Genomic DNA, 20,120 nt, shown 5'->3' with positions numbered 1-20,120 from the left:
ACTAATCATTCGGGAGGAATCCGCCATGAAGAAAATTTGGCTTCCACTGCTTCTTGCATTCGGATTATTCGCTGCACTTCCCTTGTCTTTTGATTCAGCCGCTGCCGCAAGCCACGGATCGGCAACAGAAGACCAGCTGCCCGAAAACCTCGAGAACCTGATGGACATCGCCCCGGAGCATCAATTCACACTGCGCCAAGGAAGCAAACGGATTGAAGTCGAGCTGCTGCAGTGGACCTTGAACGATTACGGTTTGAAAACGGAAGTCGATGGCATCTTCGGGCCAAAGACCGACCGGAACGTCCGGCAATACCAGCAGGATAAAGGCCTCGTAGTCGACGGCATCGTCGGCATGTATACGTGGGTCGCCATTTACGCCGAACATCAACAGCCTTCGGATGACACCAAATTGCCCGCCAGGCTGAAGAATGTAATGGCGATCGCACCGGAACACCAATACACCTTGCGCCAAGGCAGTCAGCGCATCGAAGTGGAATTTCTGCAATGGACGTTGAACGACTACGGATTGAAAACGGAAGTCGATCGCATCTTCGGACCCGAGACCAATCGGAACGTTCGGCAATATCAGGCCGATAAGGGATTGCACGTCGATGGCATTGTTGGGGTCAAAACGTGGACGGCGTTGTACGGGGAATATTGATTTTCAAAAAAAGCCTAAAGACCCGCCGATCCCTAAACGGATTGGCGGGTCTTCTAGTTTGTTGCAGAACTTGATTTTTTAGAATGAAGTTCAGCACAAATCATTTTCAAATGGCTTAAGCTACTTAGCTTTTCATTAAAACTCCTCATGCGTCGCCGGGTCCATATCAAACAACCTTCCATCCGGACGGGACAATTCCGAAATCGCCGCCATTTCGCTGTCGCTTAATTCAAAGTCGAAAATGGCCAGGTTTTCGCGTTGGCGCTCAGGCGAGGTGGAACGCGGAATCGACACCGAGCCGATTTGATATTGCCAGCGCAACACGACTTGCGCGATGGTTTTATGATGGGCTTTGGCAATTTGGCTGATGGTGTCATTCGTCAGGATATCCTTCGCTCTGGCGATTGGGCTCCACGACTGCGTTTGGATATTGAGGTCCGTGTGCACTTTTCGCTGATGCGCCTGGTTGAAGAATGGATGCAATTCCACTTGGTTCACGCTCGGCTTCACGCCCGTTTCTTTGATTATGCGCTCCAAGTGCTCGGGCAGGAAATTGCTGACGCCGATCGAGCGGACGAGCCCCCATTTCTGCGCGTCGATCAAAGCTTGCCAAGCTTCCACGTACGTATCTTGATTTGGCAAAGGCCAGTGAATCAGATAGAGGTCGAAATAATCCAATTGCGCGCGGAATAGCGATTCCTGGATTGTCACCAAGGCTTTTTCGTATGTGTGGTAGCGCCCCGGAAGCTTGGAAGTCACCCACAGCTCGTCACGGGGAATGCCGCTGCGCCGAATGCCTTCGCCGACCGCGCCTTCATTTTCGTAGTTATACGCCGTGTCGATCAAGCGGTATCCTGCGTTGATGCCGCTGCTGACGGCGTTTGCTCCGGCATTTCCCCACAGTCCATATGTACCGAGCCCTGTTACCGGTAAAGTAGTGCCGTCATTTAATGTCACTTCTGGAATTGCTTTTACCATCTACTTCCACTCCTCTCAAATCTATTTTCAGATTACTCTTACAGCTCTATGAATTCAAATCATTCGGCTTCCGAAGTTTCTCTGGCGAATAAAAAGAGATCCGCTCCATTTTCGAATGGAGCGGATCTCGAATTGTGTCGTGCACAGGGGCGTCGCGTCATGCAAACACCGCTATCTCAAGGTTTTCACCTAGAGAATTGTGTGGTGCACAGGGACACCTACTGCTTCTTCCCTTTTCCTTTCCCCTTCTCAACCACCTCAGCCTCAACACTCACCGCATCATAAATCGAATTCGCAATGAAACGGTAGCTGTGCTCGGTATGGGCACGGAATGCGAGAGAGTTGGCAAACAAATTGAATGTCGTCTCTCCCTGCTCGGCCGTGATCGCCATCGTTTGGCCTTGTGCTTGTTCATACCCAGGCCACCAGCCGGCGAGGTAGAAATCGTCGCTGTCCTGGAAGCTCGCGAGTACGTCTGCGCCTTCAGGAACGCCAGAAATCCATGAACCGGTTGTGACGTAGAGATTTTCTTCCTGCTCGTACCCAGCAGTCAGCGGATGCTCCGCGACGTCTGCTTTCACGAGTCCTTCGTGTCTGCTTCCGGTGCTTGTATACGCAAAGCCTGGAAGCAAGCCGCTCTTACTCACAGCATTCAAAGCAGGTGCACCGATCCCGACAAAGGTTTTGCCGGTCACTTGTGCTGCATTAAATGAACCGCCATCGCTGACGATGACATCCGCTCCTGCAGCGTCCGTCAGTTCAAAGCCAAGCTGGCGCAACGAGAAGTTCAGCTGCGCAGAACCGGTTGCCGCAACACTCGGCTGCTCCAGCACTTCGGTTTCGACATTTTTGCCGTTGCCGAATACTTGCGTTTCAAAATAATAGTCATCGGCATACGCGCGAAGGTCGTTCGTCGCAACGACGAAATCGCCTGCTTCCGCTTTGCCTTTGCTTTCCGTCAACACTTCCACCGTCTTGCCGTCAGCAAGCAATGCGTTGACAACACGGATCGCATCGTTCGTAGAATTTTCGAGAATCTGTTTCGGCGGGTTGCCTTTTACCGTGCTTGTCGGAATGACCGCTTCTTCAAGCTCTTGCGTTTTCCCGTCAAATGCATTTTCAACACGAACTTCTTCCAAATCAAAGCCTCTCAAATCAGAGAAGTTGACGACGATTGGGTCATACATCGCGTCCCAGTCAGAAACGTTATCGCCTTCATAGAGCATGGCATTCGCCAAGCCGCGTTTCGCCTGGTCCATCGGCACGATGAATGTGCCTTTCGGATACGTGACACCGTCCACTTCGACAGGTTTCACGGTCTTTTCGACTTCCACGCCGTTGCGGATCAAATAATCCGCCATCTTATACGCTTCCAATGCATTCTTCTGGTTCTTGTCATCTGTCGGAATCACGTAATAATCCGGGAAAAAGTTTTCATTGTCTCCGCGGTCACGGCCGATCACTTCACCTGCCGCATTGACGTAATATTCATCGACGGCACGGTTATCTTCGCCGTCCACGCCGCGCTTGAAAATCTCCAATTGCTCTTTATACAATTGGTCTTTATTGTCATGCACATAATTTGCCGCACCAAGGCCACTGCCGACCAACGCATTATAGCCGTCCTGGCTCAATGTCGGCACTTCGATTGTATGGCCGAGCGCGCCGTGGAGCATCGCGTAAATCGCCGTGTACGCTGGCGTCATATCATCCCAGCCGGAACCATAGCCGTCTTTGGCAATGAAATACGATGTCAGCTCTGAATTGGCGATTCCTGCCTGCCCCATCGCATTCGCTTGTTCCATCATATTGTCGATCAATAAATCGTATTCAAAGTTCGGGTTATGCGGCGGTGTTGCCGGTTCGATTAAGAACCCATCCACATAGCCGTGGAAATCCACGAACGATAGTGGCGTCCATTTCGACAGCACTTCATTCACTTGCTGCGTTTCCACTTGCGTCTGGTACGCATTGTCACGGTTCAAGTCAAAGCCCTCAGCGTTCGCGCGCGTGTTGGCTGCTCTGCCGTCCGGGTTGCTCGTGAACATATAGAGGAAAATCGCATCGTCCAGCACTTCGTCCACGTTCAAGTTTTCTTCGAATTCCGTGTCGCCGTCTGTATTCATGAATTTCACTTCATCTTCCAAAGCGAATTTCTCCAACAACTCGACTTGCACATCCACGCCTTCCACTTCGTCCGGGTGGATATTATTGAACCAGATCGGCACTTGGTAATCGCCCATCGTATCGTTCTCGAGTTTTTCAATCAAACTTTCCGGATCTTCGAGTGCAGTCGGCAAAGTTTCATTCAAATACTGATTGACCGCTGCTTCATCTCGTGCCAAGATGACGAAATGAATATCGCGCCCTTCCACCGTTTTGCCGACGGTCTGATACTCGAGGTAACGATCATTGTCCGCATCTTCTTCAGCGGCTTCAAAAATATCATCAATCGCTGGTTTTAATTCATCGTAAAACTTGAACTCATCATAGACATTCAATTCGACAGTCGCTGCCGCTTTGTCGCCGCTTGCCGAATCAATCAGCGCCAGTTCATAGTCGCCGATAAATTGCTGGTATTGCGTGCGGATGGTCCGGTTGGACAAATCAGCCGTTCCGTACAGCAAACCGAATTCCAGTACTGCCGTGATTTTGTTCGTGCCTTCCACAAAAGAAGGCTCTTCCACGACCGTGATGAACGGATCGCCATTGTAGTTTTGGCCTTCTGTCCATTGCTGCCATTCAGACAATGGCTTTCCGCCAAACTGGAATTCGACATCTTCCAAGTCGACTCCTTCGCCTAGATCAGCCGATACTTCGACGGTGCGCGCTTCGGTCAATGAAAAGACCGAACGGCTCACTTCAAGCGCAGTCGCTTGTTCAGTCGCGCTAGCCCCCGTTTCATTTGCGGCCATTGTCGGCACAAATGCTGACAATACCAGCATTACCGAGAGCCATCCTGCAAAAACTTTCTTCATCCACATAACATCCCTTCACCTTGAAATTTTTATTACCAGCTCTTAATGTAACAGAATATTTCGTAATCCGAAGTAGGCAAAAGGATTAATTCTTAAAAATAGGACTTTATTCCAGTTAATTGTGTGATGCACAGGGACGTCTCAACATATAAACCCTGCTACAATAGGATTTTCACCCAGAGAATTGTGTCGTGCACAGGGACATCGACCAATGCAAAATTAGGAATTCATGTACAATTAAAGAAAGTACAGCAAATTAGCGAGGAGCCTACCTATGGAAACAAGTACATTTAAACTAATCGAAGCGACCATTGAAGATATCCAACAAGCGTTCCGTGATCAAAAACTGACCTCCGTCGAATTGGTCCAAGCCTATCTCGACCGGATCGAAGCACTCGATCAAAACGGACCGAAAATCAATTCCGTCCGGGCGATCAATCCAGACGCGTTGGCAATCGCAGCCGAGCTGGACGAAAAGCGCGGACAAACTGAGCAAGGCCCGCTCTACGGAATTCCAGTTTTATTGAAAGACAATATCGAAACGAAAGACAAGATGCCAACCACTGCCGGTGCCATCGCGCTCGAACACAATTTCGCGAAAGAAGATGCGTTCGTCGCGAAGCAACTGCGCGATGCCGGCGCCATCATTCTCGGCAAAGTAAATTTGAGCGAATGGGCGTATTTCATGTCGCAAGACGGGCCGAGTGGCTATAGCTCACTTGCCGGACAAGTGAAAAATCCGTACGGCATCGATGTTTTCAAACCAGAAGACGTCGGCGGCTCGAGTTCCGGAACGGGCGCTGCGATCGCATCGAACTTCGCGGTAGTCGGAGTCGGCACCGAAACGTCAGGGTCGATCCTCAGTCCATCCAGCGCCAACTCCATTGTCGGCATCAAGCCGACTGTTGGGCTCATCAGCCGCTCGCGCATCATCCCGATCGCCGAGAGCCAAGATACTGCCGGACCGATGGCACGCACCGTGGCGGATGCCGCGATTCTGCTTGGCGCCATGACCGGTGTCGATGAACAGGATCCGGCGACACTGGGGAGCACAGCATGCGCACTCAGCGATTACACGCCGCACCTCAAAACAGACGGCTTGAAAGGCGCGCGCATCGGCGTCGACTTATCATTCTTGAACAACGAAGCACCGGAAGAACGCGCCATCATGGACGCGGCGATCGAGCAAATAAAAGCACTCGGTGCCACCGTGGTTGAATTGACGATTCCCCAGCAGGAGTTTGAATCGGACGTCTTATGGTACGAATTCAAGCGCGGCGTCAACGACTATCTCGCCACTACACCTGACGAAGTGCCGGTCAAATCACTTGCGGATGTCATCGCATTCAACAAGCAAGACCCTGAGCGCCGCATGAAGTTCGGCCAAGCGGAACTGGAGAAAGCACAAGGCTTGAGCGACGATTTGAACGATGCAACTTACTTGGAGCACCGCGAAATTGATTGGCGCACTTCTACGACAGAAGGCATCGACCATGTCATGCAACAACATAAACTCAATGCGCTCCTCTTCCAAAACAACCGCGGCGCAGCAATGCCGGCCAAAGCGGGCTATCCGTCCATTACCGTTCCAGCCGGCTACACAAAAGATGGTCATCCGGTTGGCGTGACGTTCAGCGCTCAGGCATTCAGCGAAGCACGGTTAATTGAACTGGCTTATTCTTATGAACAGGCGACGCAGAAACGGGTTGCACCGGATCTGGAATTGCAGTGATTTTATAGACACGAAAAAACACCCTACACTGAGCGCCTGGCGTTTTGCCGACGTTTCAGTGGAGGGTGTTTTTGTCATGAATTGTGTCTTGCACAGGGGCGTCACGCTACACAAACCCCTATACATCAAGGGTTTTGTCTGCAGAATTGTGTGGTGCACAGGGACATTCACTTTCTCCGCGGCACATACGCATAAGCTTTCTCATCTTCCGTCACTTCAACCAACACTTCAGAAGGAACCTCCTGCTCGGCAGCTTGTTGCTCATTAATCTTCACAGGAGCCAGTTCTTTCAAGCTCTCCAAGTTCCGATACTTCAACGCCTTCAGACCGAAGTTGATCTTCACTTTATAATTTTCTTCAATGCTTTTCACTTTCTCTTCAATGCCTTGAATCAACGCATGATTCTCCGCCACGATCTCTGCCAAAGTCTGCGATTTTACGTCGGCTTCTTCGTAATTGCGGATGGTCCGCAAATACGGCTCGTAGCATTCCTGAATAAACTGCACATTTAACAGCAATAATTCCTGTTTGGCGTTGAAGCGCCCGATAAGTTGCTCGTACTCTTTTTTCACCGGGGCTTCTCCCCATTTCCGCAGCGTTTCATGCTCTTTCAAGTTCTCGACGTCTGCGACGATCGCTTTCAAATCTTTCGTCAGCACTTTCAAGTCCTGCAGCGTCGCCGTGTAAAAGCCTTCGATTTCCGCGTCTTCCACGCCGCCTAGTGTGATGCCATTTCTCCGGAAGCGTTCGATGACTTCTTTGAAATAGCCGAACCGCGCATCGATCTTCCCCGCGAAATCGTGTTCCCGGTGTTGAATGAGTGTCTCGAGTTTTTTCTCCATGCTCTTCAATGAACTTTGAATTTCCATGAGTTGCTGCTGGCCGACCACGGTCGTCAACAAGCTCATGCTCGCATGAGCCACAAGCCCAGGATTCACTCGTTTCACCAAGACCACTTGCTCATAAATTCCTTTCACGCCATCTTTTTTCACCGCCGGCATATAGCCTTTGCCATTGACCCGCTCAATGAGCGTCATGCTCTTATCCTTCAAGCCTTTCACCACTTCCGGGCTGAACTGCACGCGGAACGTCCGGCTTTGGTGGAAAATTATCGCTCCGTCTTTTAAGGTCTCAGCGATCACCGGAATCATATTCGCAGGGATTTCGATTCGCTTATAGCCGCTCTTGACGAGTTCCGCATCCTCCACTTCGGTCACGACCGGGTTCAAATGGCTGTCGTCGTCTTCCGGCTCAGGCTCAGGCTCCTCAATTTCAACCGCTTCTTCCACGCTTTCACTAGGCGTTTCTTCTATTTGAATAGATGCGCCTTTATTCTTTTTGAAGTAAACAAAGACACCTACTACTATCACTATGATTGCCGCAATCAGTAAATAAATATATTCCATACGTATGCCTCATTTCTTTGGTAATTCATAGTTTACTAAAAAAATTGCCATAAAGGATAGGAAGAAGCTTTTGAGCATTAACCGCTGGAGTCGCAATCCACAAAAAAGCAACCACCTTCTCCCTGCCAGGATTGTAGGTGGTTACCGTTTGCTGAAACATCTTCAACTTGACCATAATTATACCACTCGGACTGCATCAGCTGAGCGATAGCGCACCCAGCCTTCTTTTATAGTCGAACTATGGCACCCTAAGACTTCGTTCCCTCTTCCCAGCGAGCAAAACCATTATCCCAAGTCCAGCTTCCCCAACTCATCCAATAGCGCTGGCCGTTTTGGATACATGAACTTGATTTCTTCGACCAACTGAGACGCCGCTTGAGGGCCGAGCGCAACTTTGAAAGACTTGATCTTTTGACAGGCAGTCCAATAGGCTTTTCGGTTGGAAGCCCGATCGATTTGCTGGTAAATGTAAGCCGTATAGATTTCATTCACTTCATGCGGATAATCCGCCAACAGGTGCGGATACAGCTGCTCGATTACAGAGATATCCCTCCGGCAATAATCTAGCAGCTCTTCCATCCTCTTTTCTTCAATTAGAATCCCGAGATACAAAGGTCGGCTCCGCGGACGGTTTTTCATCTCAGCCAGAAGCGCCTCCAACTTATTCGGCCATTGCTCGGGATTCATTAAACTCTTCAGCTTAAAGTAATATTCTTCCTCCCCTTCCAGTGCAAACTGAAAGCTGAGGTCGATCATCTCCGCTGTGTTGCCCATTTTTTCGTAGGCTTTAAAACGCAGCTGTTTCCATTCATACACAAGACCGGCTAAATTCGCATCCAGTCTCTCCGACTCTTCACATAGCTTAAGGGCTTTCTCGAATTCTCTGGTTCTCAGCGCCTGCAGAACTTGGGCTTTACGGATAGCCGGATAGCTATGATGCTTTGCGTAAAACGCTTCAACAGCATCCTGCCCGCCGTCTCTTTGCAACACCCATAGTTGGTACACCCGGAACCGCTCTTCTATATAATTGTACGTCTTGCTTTGCGTCTCGTTACTAGCAATTAGTTTTTCAATAAAACCATAAAACTTGTCTGCATAATTACCACTCTTACTCCATCGCAAGATAGATTCCACCAAATCATTCGGTGCGTCTGTCATGTCCTGAGCCAATCCAAATAGGATATGCGGATACAGCAATTCGAGCATCCTATCCACAGTCTCTGCATCCACTTCTCCCGGCCACTCTCTCAGTGCTTCGTCAATCTTTTCCAAGCTTTCGTCAATCACTGAACTGATCTCTCCGGATGAATCGTCCGCGATTTGCAGCATGCCGGTGCATTCCTTGATAACGACCAAACTGAGTCGGATGATCTTTTCGCCATCGTCCTTCGAATCCAAGCCATCCGAAAACTCGAGCACTTCCTCAACACCTTCAAGTGCCAAGCCTGTCCGGTCCCATTCGATAAAACCATTGCGGACAGCTCGGTAAGCTGACAGCTGAATCATCCGGCGTGCTTTTTCTTCATCCATCTCGCTCGTCTCCGCGAATTTCTCCGTCAAATAACGATGAACTACTGGCTGTTTCTCCACCAGTTCCTCCAGGATGTCCAGCAGCTCCGCTTTTTTTAGTGTCTTTAATTGTGCCAGCACATCTACCGCAGTCGTACCGTTCACTTCTTTATGCTCACGGATCGCCAAGCACACCGCCACTTCATGCTTGCACAGTGAATCCGATTCAAACGGGCAAGTGCAATAAGAACCGGCAATCGTCCCGTCTTTATTCAAGTTGATAGACACCTCGTAATCGTGTGTGCCCGCTACCAACGCATGCCAGCGATTCGGCCCATCTTCCGTCAATTGTTCTACGAAACCTTGCTCAAAATAATCCACGCCCCGGTTATAAAGCTTCGCCGGAACATATATTTCCAGGTTTTTTAAATTCACGAGAATTCCCCCTGAGCTGATTATAACCTGAAGGGATTTGGGATGAACAGGAAGTTCTTTTCGGATAAAAATAGTAATCTATGCAAAAAATAAAACAACACCCGCTACATTGCTGCAGCGGGTGTTGAATGTATCGGATATGAACTTGGTTAGCATAGAGGTGATAGTCTTTTTTCAGTTTACGCTTAAGAATACACGGAATCACGTTCAACAAAACGCGTGATTCTCTCTAAGCTTCTTCTTTCTTCGGCTCTTCCGGAATGATCTGGTTCAAGGCGATCGCCATAAAGCAGGCGATGGTGATGCCCGATCCGCCGAACAATAACTTGATAACTTCCGGAAATTCGTTCATCGCATCGGGTACTTGGCTTAATCCGAGACCGAATACTAAAGACAAGCCAATGATGATCTTGGCTCTTTCATTCAAAGGTTCTGATGTCAGGATGTCTATCCCGGTTAAGGTAATCTGGGAAAAGATGATGACTGTCGCGCCGCCAATAACTGCTGGGGGCATTGTGGAGATTAAAGCTCCAATCTTAGGGATAAGGCCTGCCAATATTAAAAATCCAGCGCCCAGAGCTACGACATATCTGCTCATGACTTTTGTAAATGCGATCATCCCTACATTTTGGCTAAATGAGGTATTCGGCAAGGAATTAAAAATCGCGCCAAGAGATGAGGTGAAGCCATTGGCGATGACTGAACCGGAGAGTTCCTTTTCTGTAGGTTCTCTGCCCGCTCCGCCGGTTGTCATGGCGGTTACATCGCCAACGGTCTCAACCGATGTCACGATAAACATGATCATCATAGGAAGGATCGCGCCCCAGTAAAATTCCATCGGGAAATAGAAGGGTTGTGGAACTGAAAACCAGCTAGCTTCTCTCATAGCGGTAAATTCGACCATCCCCAGCGGCAGAGCCACTAAATATCCAATAATAATACCGATTAAAATGGAGGATGTTTTCGCCATGCCCTTTGCATATCGATTGAGAAACAGCACAATGGCAAGTACCAGTAACGCCACCAACCAGTTTTTAGCTGACCCGAAATTCTCAGACCCGCTGCCTCCAGCCATCGAGACAATCCCTGTAGGCAATAGCGACAACCCGATTGTCAGCACGACTGTACCGGTGACGATTTTCGGAAAGAATCTTCTTATTTTCCTGATGAAAAACCCTAAGGCTCCGCCGAATAAACCACCGATCAGGCTGGCACCCAATAATCCGCCTATGCCGTAGGAACCGGCGATAACGAGATTAGTCGGCAAAAATCCAAAACTCGTTCCCATCACGACCGGGAGGCGCGCCCCGACCAGCCATATTGGGTAACATTGGATGATCGTTGCAATTCCAGCCATGACCATGGCGCTTTGAATCAAAATCGTCAAATCCGCTCCGGTGATGCCAACCGCCCCCGCGATGATAATCGGGACAGCCACATTCCCTAAAAACATTGCGAAAATATGCTGCAATCCTAACGGGATGGCTTCTCTTAATGGAGGCACACCATCCACATCGTATTTATTGGTATTCCTTGCCTTCGTGTCAGCTCCAACTACTTCCTTCATACAACACCTCTTTTCCATTTTCTTTAGCTATTATTCAATCTCCAATATCTTCTTCACCGCATAATCCGCGCCTCTGTCTCTTGAGACATTTCGCCAATACAGTAAATTTTCTTTAGAAACCGCTTCTAACTCATTCAATGCCGTGCCCAATTGTTCCTTGCTGAAATTATTCGGATCCAGCACTTTCCCTAAATTATGCTTCTCAATATCATATGCGATATTAAACTGATCACTGGAAAACGGCAGGATGACCATCTCTTTCCCGTGGTACATCGCTTCCGTCAAGGTATTGCATCCCCCGTGGAAGACCACGGTGTCGACATACTGCATCAGCGCAACTTGAGGGATAAATCCTTCGATGATTGTATTGTGCGAGCTGTATTTTTTAAGTTCCTCTGCATGGCTGCCTGCCGATACGATCAACAGTGCATCCGGATGGCTTTCTCTCGCCGACAGGATCAGTTTTTCCAGCACGTCTTTTCGGTTCGATAAAAACGTCCCCAAACTGATCATGATGATTTTTTCGTCTGTCTCTATTTTTTCCAGCCATTGTTTGTCTAGCTCAACCGCCTGGAATGAATTTCCGATGAATAATTCCTTCGGGTTATCGTCAGTTTCTTCAATATTGTTGAAATCAAAATAATTGTAGATAACCGCGATGTCAGAGACTAAGCTAAACGCATTGCTGATGGTGTCAATTGATTTATTTTTCGTGATGATGCTATTGAACACTTCCGTAAACTCTTGCTGCGTTTGGGTGGACACTTGCTTGAGCTTCGCCAAATCGTCTTCCTCGACCGTGATCGCCTGTGGCCAGTTTTTCGGCACATTGAAATACCGCCCGTCCCGTGGAATGGTGTTCGGATGGGGCGGGCAGAACGTCACAAAAGGCAGCCCCAAGAAATACAAGCTCAGCGTAACCGAATAAGACAGGATATCGACGACGTAAAGATCCACATCCATGGAATCATCGATGACTTTAATATTGTCGATCAACTTTTGCGGGTTATACAGCATATCCGCTTTTCTATGGTGGGACTGCGTGATCAGTGTTTCCACGGCACCTTTTTTGGTCGACTCGAAGAATTCTTCGAGTCTCATTCTCTCCGTATCCGGTTGGGCGGTGTCTTCACTTGTCCCCGTATTTTTATTAGCACTGATGTCGATCTCGTAAAAATTCAAGTTTTCTTCCAGGATTTTGTCCTTAAACTCGATGCTGCAGCCAACTGTCACTTCGGCGCCGTGTTCTTGAAAACTCTTGGCCAATACGAGCAAGGGGTTGAAATGCGAATAAAAAGGCGGGCTGATCACAAAGATTTTTTTATACTTCATTTGCTTTTTCTCCTTTTACAGACGCGTAAAATGACGCAAATTCATTGGAAATGTTTTGAATCGAAAAGTTTTCTTCGACCGTTTTTTGCCCCGCCGCTTGGATTTTTCGAATTGCCTCTTGATCGACCACCGAATCGTACAGATGGGTTTCTGTGTCTTTCGCAATCGTTTCCCAATTGCTCGTGTCGATCAAAAATCCATTTTCGCCATTCTTCATATAACTTTTCACGCCGCCTTTTACCGGGCCAAGCGTGAGGAACCCGATCGACATCGCTTCTAAAATCGCGATGCCAAATTCTTCTTTTGCACTCGAGCACAGGTAGATATGCGGATAGTCAAAGTCCTGCTGGATAATCTTTCTCTCAAGCGCTCTGATATCCGAATTCGACATGGCCCCTTGATGCATGAACCGGCCGTTGAATTGAGGATTCTGCTGCACGTAATCCTTGAAAAAATCGATGACCATTGCTTCTTCTGGACTCGGCTTCTCTAAGTCTCCACCGATGATGAGCAGGTTATGGGTTTCCGAAAGCTTGGAGTTTGCCCACGCTTGCAGCAATTCCATCTGCCCTTTTAACACAGCCAATCTCCCGACGTTTAAGATAATCGGTTTTTCGAAAAACGCTTGATTCGTTTCGCTCCATTCCATTAATTGCGTTGAATAGGCGGCGTCATTTTCTGTATCAATGGGTTGGCCTGTGTGGATGCCTTCACCGATCATTTTGATTTTCCCGTCTACATCACTTTCTTGAAATTGAGGGAAATAAACCGCAAGTTCGGTTTTCACGTCTCCATTCCCGATTCCGACGATTCCATCGCTTGTGCGGATCAATTCGTCGCCGATTTTGATCTTGTTGAGCTTTTCGATGAGCTCGTTAAATGCCAGTTCTTTTAACTGCCCCGACCCGTCAAACATCGTTCGGTGCGGGTCCGGCGTGAGCGTGAAGACCAGTTTGCTGTTCAACTCCTTGCTTAGATGAGCCACCGCTTTTGAGGCGTTGTCCAAAAACCGGATATGAAACACATCGGGCTTGATGTTGGAGCTCTTTAAAAAATTGGCGATCTGCCGTTTGATAAATAGCTCTCGTTTGATGAATTTGTCCGACCTGGACTGGTCCAAATAGATCGGTAACCGGATGAAGATGTGTTTATCCCCGTGGAAGCTGATAAACGGCTTATTGGATTCTTGCGTGATCGTAATCGTAAACACGTGGGAGATCCGGCTGTCTTTCGATACCTCTTCGCCCAAACTCTTTAATAAGACGGCTAAGCCGCCATTATTCCCTTTTCCGCTGTCTTCAAAATCACCGTAAAACATTGACTGCAAAATGGAAATGCCCTGCTTGTCGAATGCAAAATCGCTCTCAAGAAAGTCCAGGTAACTTTCCATAAACACTTTGTTGTGATCATTCATTACATTATTCTGCATAACGGATGGATCCAAAACTTCCGTTGGGTACACATTCCTTAATACATTGATTCCTTGGATTTTGATGCTATTCGGGTAATCCGAGGCCAATACATTATAGATAGCATCTTGAAATCCTGTTCTGCTGAAACGCTCTAGATAGTCGAGCAAAAGAGAAGTGATCTCCAAATCCTCTTTATATGTCTCGAGCATAAATGACAGGTCGTCATCGCTTACACTATCGATGCCGCATTCAATACATATATCCACAACATGATAGAGCTTTTGGCTACCGTAGCCTTGGCTTGCCAGTAGGTCTTTTATTTTCCGCTCAAGTATTGGCTTGGTGTCATCATCCAATGCGTTCAACAGAGCATCTACGATAAATCGGTCTGTAGTGGGATGCTCTCCCAAAAAGGTGATCCACTGCTCTATTTCTGTTTCGCTTAGCTGTTTTTTCAGCTCCAGCTGCTTGATCGTCCGAATTTGCTCGATCACTTTGGCTTCATCGGAGTTTATGGCCTTGCTGTTATGTATGTACTCGTCTAAAAACTGGAGAGGATAGCCATATTTGCTGTCTTGATCGTACACACGATTTCTAAACTCAATAAACTCGTTCATTTTTCATCCTCCGATGCGTTTAGCAGATTAATTTCTTCCTATTCTATACCACAGATGATGCTACTATATACGCAGACGCCTGATCATTTTCTTTAATAAAACGAAGGATGCCAATTAATTCCATAAATATTGAAGCAATTAGGGGCAAATATACTCCATTCCTTATACAGTATTTCTTTATGCTGCGTCGTTTGCTGGACAAGCGGGAACAAGAGATAACGGGTGAATCAGTTGGTGTGAATTTGTATGCAAACACAAGTGAGTTCCGATCGAAAACACTTTTATCATTAATTGGATAATACGAGATCTTTTTGATATGTTTACACGTTGGCAAGGTGTACAATATAGCTATATTTTAGCGAACCTGGGTTATCGCAGCTAGACGCTGTCATCGCGAGCCGACAAATTACATAATCGTTGAAAGCCTGTTCCCTTTTATCACATTCGTTTAAAAGGAGGGTACGCATATGAAACTCCAGTCGCTCGTGTTGATCGCGTTTGCGTTCGCTGTCTTGATCACTATTTTCGCAGTTATTAATGTGGACACGGTGTCTGTCAATTTTGTTTTCGGCACTGCGGATTGGCCGCTCATCCTTGTCATCTTAGTTTCTGCATTGATGGGATTCCTGTTAAGTGGATCGGTGGCGCTTGCCAAGATTTACTCTTTGCAAAAAGATATGAAAGCCATGCAAAAAGGCAATCCTGTCAAACATAAGAAAAACGTCTCTGCTTCGTAAATTTCCAGTTGCTGCTTGAGAGAAATCGATGTGGAACAGGCCAATCGCCATAGAAAAAGTCCCCATATCAATGGGGGCTCTTTTTAATGAAAACACAAAAGCCGTATCCGATATTTTGGATACGACTTTTGCATCTGACGATTTATTTATGAACAGCGGTGATCTCTTCCATCAAGCCGACCCAGTCGTCCCGTTTGAAATCATACAACTCCAACTCCGTTTTTCTCAAAACCATATGGACGCTGTCGAATTTCTCGTCCGAGCGGAAGCGCCACCAGCTTTTTGCTGTGGACGTTTTCGTGCCTGGCTCAAAATACGTCAAGGTGATTTCCGGGTCGACGATGTCTTCTACACGGTCGATGTCCAGCAAATTATGTGGGAAATCGATGTAGAGGCCGAGCGCGGATTTGTGAGGCGTGATGGAGCCGATTTTATACGCGGAGTGTGCGTCTCTCTTCTCAATCGTATCGCTCCACGGAACCGGGGTCTCGCTCAAGATCAATATCCTGCCGTCCTCACTCGTTTCAACCCGGCAATTTGGCAGGCTGTTAAAGACGTCTGTCATTTCGTTCATTTTTTGTTCAACCATTTTGTTCATTTCGCTACCCATCCTTTCAAGTCATCTATTGTTTATGACTGCTGCACAACCTACACTATAAGGCAGCGCCGTTTATTTTCTATTTCACTATCTGTTATTCTATCACGCGCTTTGCTAGTCTTATATGTAAAGTTTATTTCTAAGCTCTCCTTGAAAGTGCCCGCTTTTAGGAATTTTAAAATCAGTTACAGGGTATGTTCATAGAAAAGAACACACACTGTTTCTTGAAATACATTTACACAGAAAGGACATGATGGCCAGATGACTTATGTTTTATTATTGGTCGGTTTCGCGCTGTTGATCAAAGGCGCCGATTATTTTGTAGAAGGAGCATCAAAAATAGCGCAAAGTTTGAGGGTGTCGCCGTTATTGATCGGCTTGACGGTTGTTGCGTTCGGTACCAGCGCGCCGGAAGCGTCCGTCAGTTTTATTGCCGCCTTGGAAGGAAGCAGTGAAGTCGCGATCGGGAACGTCGTCGGGAGCAATATCTTCAATATCACGCTTATTTTAGGGGCCACTGCGCTCGTTTTCCCGTTGATGGTCCAGAGCGATACGATCCGCAAAGAAATCCCGTTCGCTTTGCTCAGTGCTGTGGCATTGCTCGTGTTGATTAGCGACCAGCAGCTTCAGTCTTTAGACAGCAACCTCATTACTAGAACCGAAGGCATTGTGCTATTGCTGTTCTTCGCCATCTTCCTGTATTACATCTTTGAAGTGGCACGCAAAGACCGCCGGAGTAATGAAGATACGCACGCTGACGCCGCGAAAAAACATTGGGTCAGAAATTCGCTATTAACGGTTGGCGGGCTTGCCGGCATTATCTTCGGCGGCAGCCTCGTTGTCGAGAACAGTGTCCAGATCGCCCTATCCCTCGGGATGAGCGAAACCTTGGTCGGCTTGACGATTGTCGCGGTTGGCACCTCGCTACCCGAACTCGTCACTTCGATAACGGCCGCACTGAAAAGGCAAGTCGACATCGCGTTAGGGAACATCATCGGCAGCAATATCTTCAACATCTTCTTCGTGCTCGGCACTTCAGCCGTGATCCACCCGTTAACCGTCGACTCGAAAATCTTTACGGACATCTTTTTGATGATCGCGGTGACCATTTTGCTGATGGTTCTCTCCAGAACCAAGTACACGGTTTCGAGAATCGAAGGCGGGCTGTTGACCGCCATCTATATTGTTTATTTGGTCTTTATCATTGTAAGGAATTAACCAAATCCAAAAAGAGCAGCGCCTAAAAACTAGGTGCTGCTCTTTTTCCTGTAGCTTCGCCAATCAAAAACACAAAAAACTACACACTGTACTTTTCGTGCATGAAGCATGAATTGTAGCGTATTGTCAGAATCGTTTAGAATTGTTTCGTGCACAGGGACATATCAAAAGCTACATTAGGGTACAGGTAACTAGAATCGATCACATTAGGAGCTGAGCTTGTGGAATCCACTACACTAACAAAAAAGAGGGTCGTTATTACGGGGGCCAATAGCGGTCTCGGACTGGAAACCGCGAAACATTTTGCCCGTTTAGGCGAACGCGTCATCTTGGCTGTCCGCGATCTTGAAAAAGGACAAGCCGCTGAACAAGAAATTAGAGAAGAATCTCCCGAGGCAACAATTGAGGTCATGCAACTCGATTTGTCTGATTTGGAGAGCGTACGGACTTTTGCCGAAACGTTCATCAGCCGCTTCGATTCGCTCGATTTGCTGATCAACAATGCCGGCGTGATGACGCCGCCTTATGCGAAGACGAAAGACGGCTTTGAGCTGCAGTTCGGCAGTAACCATCTTGGGCATTTTGCCTTGACCGGCCTGCTCCTGCCTTTGCTGCTCCGCACCGAGAATTCGCGTGTGGTCACACTGAGCAGCTTAGCCCACCGGAACTCGGCAATTCACTTTGATAACCTCGGCGGCTCAAAAGGCTATAAAGCGATGAAGTTTTACGGCCAAAGCAAGCTGGCGAATTTAATGTTCGCGACAGAGCTCGATAAGCGCCTCAAGCAACACGGCTTATCGACAGTGAGCGTCGCCTGCCACCCTGGGATTTCGTCGACCAATCTATTTAAAATCGGCGGCCGGGAAATGCCGCGCATTTTCAAAGGGCTCATGAACCGTTATTTGCAGCCTGCCACGATGGGAGCACTGCCGACTGTCTATGCCGCAACCGATCCTAGCATCACAGGCGGCGAGTACATCGGGCCGGATGGCAAAGGCCAACGAAAAGGCTATCCGACCTTAGAGAAACCCGACCCGGCAGTGAATGACGAAGCAACCCGCGAGAAACTGTGGGACGTGTCTGAAAAGCTGACTGGCGTCACGTTTGATTTCGATAAATAAAAAGTTTGAACTGAAACCTATTCCAGCCAATGAAAAGAAGCGTATGCGGTCTCCTTCCGAGGAAATCCGCATACGCTTTTCTGGCATTTCGTTAATTGCGCACGCTGATGCTTGAAACCCTTCAATTAAGGATATAGTAGCTGTACAAGGTTTTTTTGTTCGGTATCACGTGCTTTCATTTTTTCTTATATTCGATTATTCAGCTACACCCGATACTTGAAACAAAATCCATCCACAGGCGTGATACTCATTAGGAGGTCTATCTTATGAACCCACAAATTTTAATCGTCGGAGCAGGCCCCACTGGCTTGGCTTTGGCCTATAGCCTGGCGCGTCAAGGCGTGCCGTTTCGTATCATCGACAGAAACGCAGGAACCGGCACCGCATCCCGGGCACTCGCCGTGCATGCGCGCATATTGGAACAATACGACCAACTCGGACTTGCCGAACGCAACATCAACTGTGGGCATCCGATTTTGTCGCTCGATGTCAGCGACGGCAAAAAAGTACGGGCCCAATTGAAATTCCATGAGCTCGGAAAAGGATTAAGCCCGTTTCCGTTTATCCTCAGCTTGCCGCAAGACGAGCACGAAAAAATTCTCGTCGACGAATTAAGCAAGATCGGCGTTGAAGTCGAATGGAACACGTCCCTGCTGTCATTTGAAGATTCAGGAGACGGCGTGAAGACTGTCTTGCGGCAACAAGGGCAGCCAGAAGAAACGACGAAATTCACCTATTTATGCGGATGCGATGGTGCCGGCAGCATGGTCCGAAAAGGACTCGAACTCGACTTTCCTGGCGGCACATACAAGCAATTATTCTTTGTCGCCGATATCGAAACCGCAAAGCCCGTAGAAGATATGGAAAAGATGGACATGTACATGGACAATGACGGCTTTATGCTTTATATGAATGTCCGCAACGCCTACACGAAACGCATCCTCGGCATCGTGCCCGAAGAATTCAATGATCGCACCGATGTCGAGTACAGCGAAGTCAACAACTACATCGAAAACAAAATCCGCGTGACAGCCGCCAAGGTCAATTGGTTTTCCACCTACCGCGTCCATAACCGCGTCAGCGAGCGCTTCGCCAAAGGACATATTTTCATCCTGGGCGACGCAGGCCATTTGCACAGCCCGACCGGCGGACAAGGCATGAATACCGGCATCGGGGACGCCATCAATCTCGGCTGGAAACTCGCAGCGGTCGTTCTGGAAAAAGCCGACGCCAAAATACTCGGTACCTACGAACAAGAGCGCATCGCCTTTGCGCGCCGCCTGATTTCAACGACCGATAAAGCATTTCAGACCATCGTCAATCAAAAACTGCCTGGGACCTTGCTCAGAGAGTACGCCGTCCCTTACGTCTTGCCGTCCGTATTCAAATTTGCTTTCCCTTCCAAAAATGCATTCAAGGTCTTGTCTCAAATCCACATCAATTACCGAAGCAGCCTGTTGAGTAAAGGCAAAGCCGGCAAAGTGTTCGCCGGCATGCGCTTACCGTGGGTGGAAACCACAAACGGCGATAATTTCGCCCCGCTGCGCTCCGTCGATTGGCAAATCCATGTCTACGGCAAAGCGACTCCTGAGCTCATCGACTTTGCCCGCTCGCACTCGATTGAACTCCACGAGTTCCCTTGGGCAGCTAAAATGAAAGACGTCGGATTCAAGCAAGATGCGCTCTACCTGATCCGGCCAGATGGCCACGTGGCGCTTGCGACTGAAAAGCAATGGCTGCGTGTGTTGAATATGTATCTAGAGGCTTTTGGGATTGTAGCATTTGGAGCGAAGTGAGGTAGAAATAGTAAAAGAGGCTA

At 48.2% G+C, this 20,120-nt stretch carries 14 protein-coding genes; 6 read left to right on the top strand and 8 right to left on the bottom strand.

Annotated features, from left to right (window positions below; genetic code table 11):
- Positions 1-25: 25 nt before the first annotated feature.
- Positions 26-661 (top strand): peptidoglycan-binding domain-containing protein, encoded by a 636-nt coding sequence (locus M1Q06_RS03620; protein ID WP_434401653.1) that lies wholly within the window; start codon positions 26-28, stop codon positions 659-661.
- A gap of 135 nt (positions 662-796) precedes the next feature.
- Here M1Q06_RS03620 and M1Q06_RS03615 read toward each other — a convergent pair whose 3' ends face one another.
- On the bottom strand, positions 797-1,639 hold the full coding sequence (locus M1Q06_RS03615; RefSeq protein WP_434401651.1) for an aldo/keto reductase: 843 nt from the start codon (positions 1,637-1,639) through the stop codon (positions 797-799).
- 218 nt (positions 1,640-1,857) lie between these two features.
- Positions 1,858-4,617, bottom strand: a complete 2,760-nt coding sequence (locus M1Q06_RS03610; RefSeq protein WP_434401649.1) for a M14 family metallopeptidase — start codon at positions 4,615-4,617, stop codon at positions 1,858-1,860.
- Positions 4,618-4,891: 274 nt separating this feature from the next.
- Between M1Q06_RS03610 and M1Q06_RS03605 the strand changes: the two genes are divergently transcribed.
- Positions 4,892-6,349, top strand: coding sequence for an amidase family protein (locus tag M1Q06_RS03605; RefSeq protein WP_434401647.1), 1,458 nt, complete (start codon positions 4,892-4,894; stop codon positions 6,347-6,349).
- A gap of 167 nt (positions 6,350-6,516) precedes the next feature.
- Here the strand turns inward: M1Q06_RS03605 and M1Q06_RS03600 are convergent, their stop codons facing one another.
- The 5 genes from M1Q06_RS03600 to M1Q06_RS03580 all read right to left on the bottom strand — a co-directional run bounded on the left by M1Q06_RS03600 (position 6,517) and on the right by M1Q06_RS03580 (position 14,627).
- Positions 6,517-7,755, bottom strand: coding sequence for a DUF1572 domain-containing protein (locus M1Q06_RS03600; protein WP_434401645.1), 1,239 nt, complete (start codon positions 7,753-7,755; stop codon positions 6,517-6,519).
- Between the two features lie 285 nt (positions 7,756-8,040).
- Complete coding sequence (locus tag M1Q06_RS03595) at positions 8,041-9,699, bottom strand: SWIM zinc finger family protein (RefSeq protein WP_434401643.1); 1,659 nt, start codon at positions 9,697-9,699, stop codon at positions 8,041-8,043.
- Positions 9,700-9,928: 229 nt separating this feature from the next.
- On the bottom strand, positions 9,929-11,266 hold the full coding sequence (locus M1Q06_RS03590) for a uracil-xanthine permease family protein (RefSeq protein WP_434401641.1): 1,338 nt from the start codon (positions 11,264-11,266) through the stop codon (positions 9,929-9,931).
- Positions 11,267-11,296: 30 nt separating this feature from the next.
- Positions 11,297-12,598, bottom strand: coding sequence for a glycosyltransferase (locus M1Q06_RS03585; RefSeq protein WP_434401639.1), 1,302 nt, complete (start codon positions 12,596-12,598; stop codon positions 11,297-11,299).
- On the bottom strand, positions 12,588-14,627 hold the full coding sequence (locus M1Q06_RS03580) for a glycosyltransferase family 4 protein (protein WP_434401638.1): 2,040 nt from the start codon (positions 14,625-14,627) through the stop codon (positions 12,588-12,590). The genes M1Q06_RS03585 and M1Q06_RS03580 overlap by 11 nt, the downstream gene beginning before the upstream one ends.
- Before the next feature lie 467 nt (positions 14,628-15,094).
- On the opposite strand from M1Q06_RS03580, the gene M1Q06_RS03575 reads away from it, so the two are divergent.
- Positions 15,095-15,364, top strand: coding sequence for a LapA family protein (locus M1Q06_RS03575; RefSeq protein WP_434401636.1), 270 nt, complete (start codon positions 15,095-15,097; stop codon positions 15,362-15,364).
- 142 nt (positions 15,365-15,506) lie between these two features.
- Here M1Q06_RS03575 and M1Q06_RS03570 read toward each other — a convergent pair whose 3' ends face one another.
- On the bottom strand, positions 15,507-15,962 hold the full coding sequence (locus M1Q06_RS03570; protein WP_434401634.1) for a hypothetical protein: 456 nt from the start codon (positions 15,960-15,962) through the stop codon (positions 15,507-15,509).
- A gap of 261 nt (positions 15,963-16,223) precedes the next feature.
- Between M1Q06_RS03570 and M1Q06_RS03565 the strand changes: the two genes are divergently transcribed.
- From M1Q06_RS03565 to M1Q06_RS03555, 3 genes are all read left to right on the top strand, one after another.
- A complete protein-coding gene (locus tag M1Q06_RS03565) occupies positions 16,224-17,180 on the top strand; it encodes a calcium/sodium antiporter (RefSeq protein ID WP_434401632.1) in 957 nt (318 codons plus the stop codon).
- Between the two features lie 221 nt (positions 17,181-17,401).
- A complete protein-coding gene (locus M1Q06_RS03560) occupies positions 17,402-18,301 on the top strand; it encodes an oxidoreductase (RefSeq protein ID WP_434401630.1) in 900 nt (299 codons plus the stop codon).
- A gap of 266 nt (positions 18,302-18,567) precedes the next feature.
- Complete coding sequence (locus M1Q06_RS03555) at positions 18,568-20,097, top strand: FAD-dependent monooxygenase (RefSeq protein ID WP_434401628.1); 1,530 nt, start codon at positions 18,568-18,570, stop codon at positions 20,095-20,097.
- The last annotated feature ends 23 nt before the right edge of the window (positions 20,098-20,120 follow it).

The sequence above is a fragment of the Planococcus sp. 11815 genome, from assembly GCF_051096385.1.
GTDB lineage: Bacteria > Bacillota > Bacilli > Bacillales_A > Planococcaceae > Planococcus > Planococcus citreus.
Note: the sequence above shows the minus strand (reverse complement) of the source record. Positions and strands in the feature narration are given on the sequence as shown.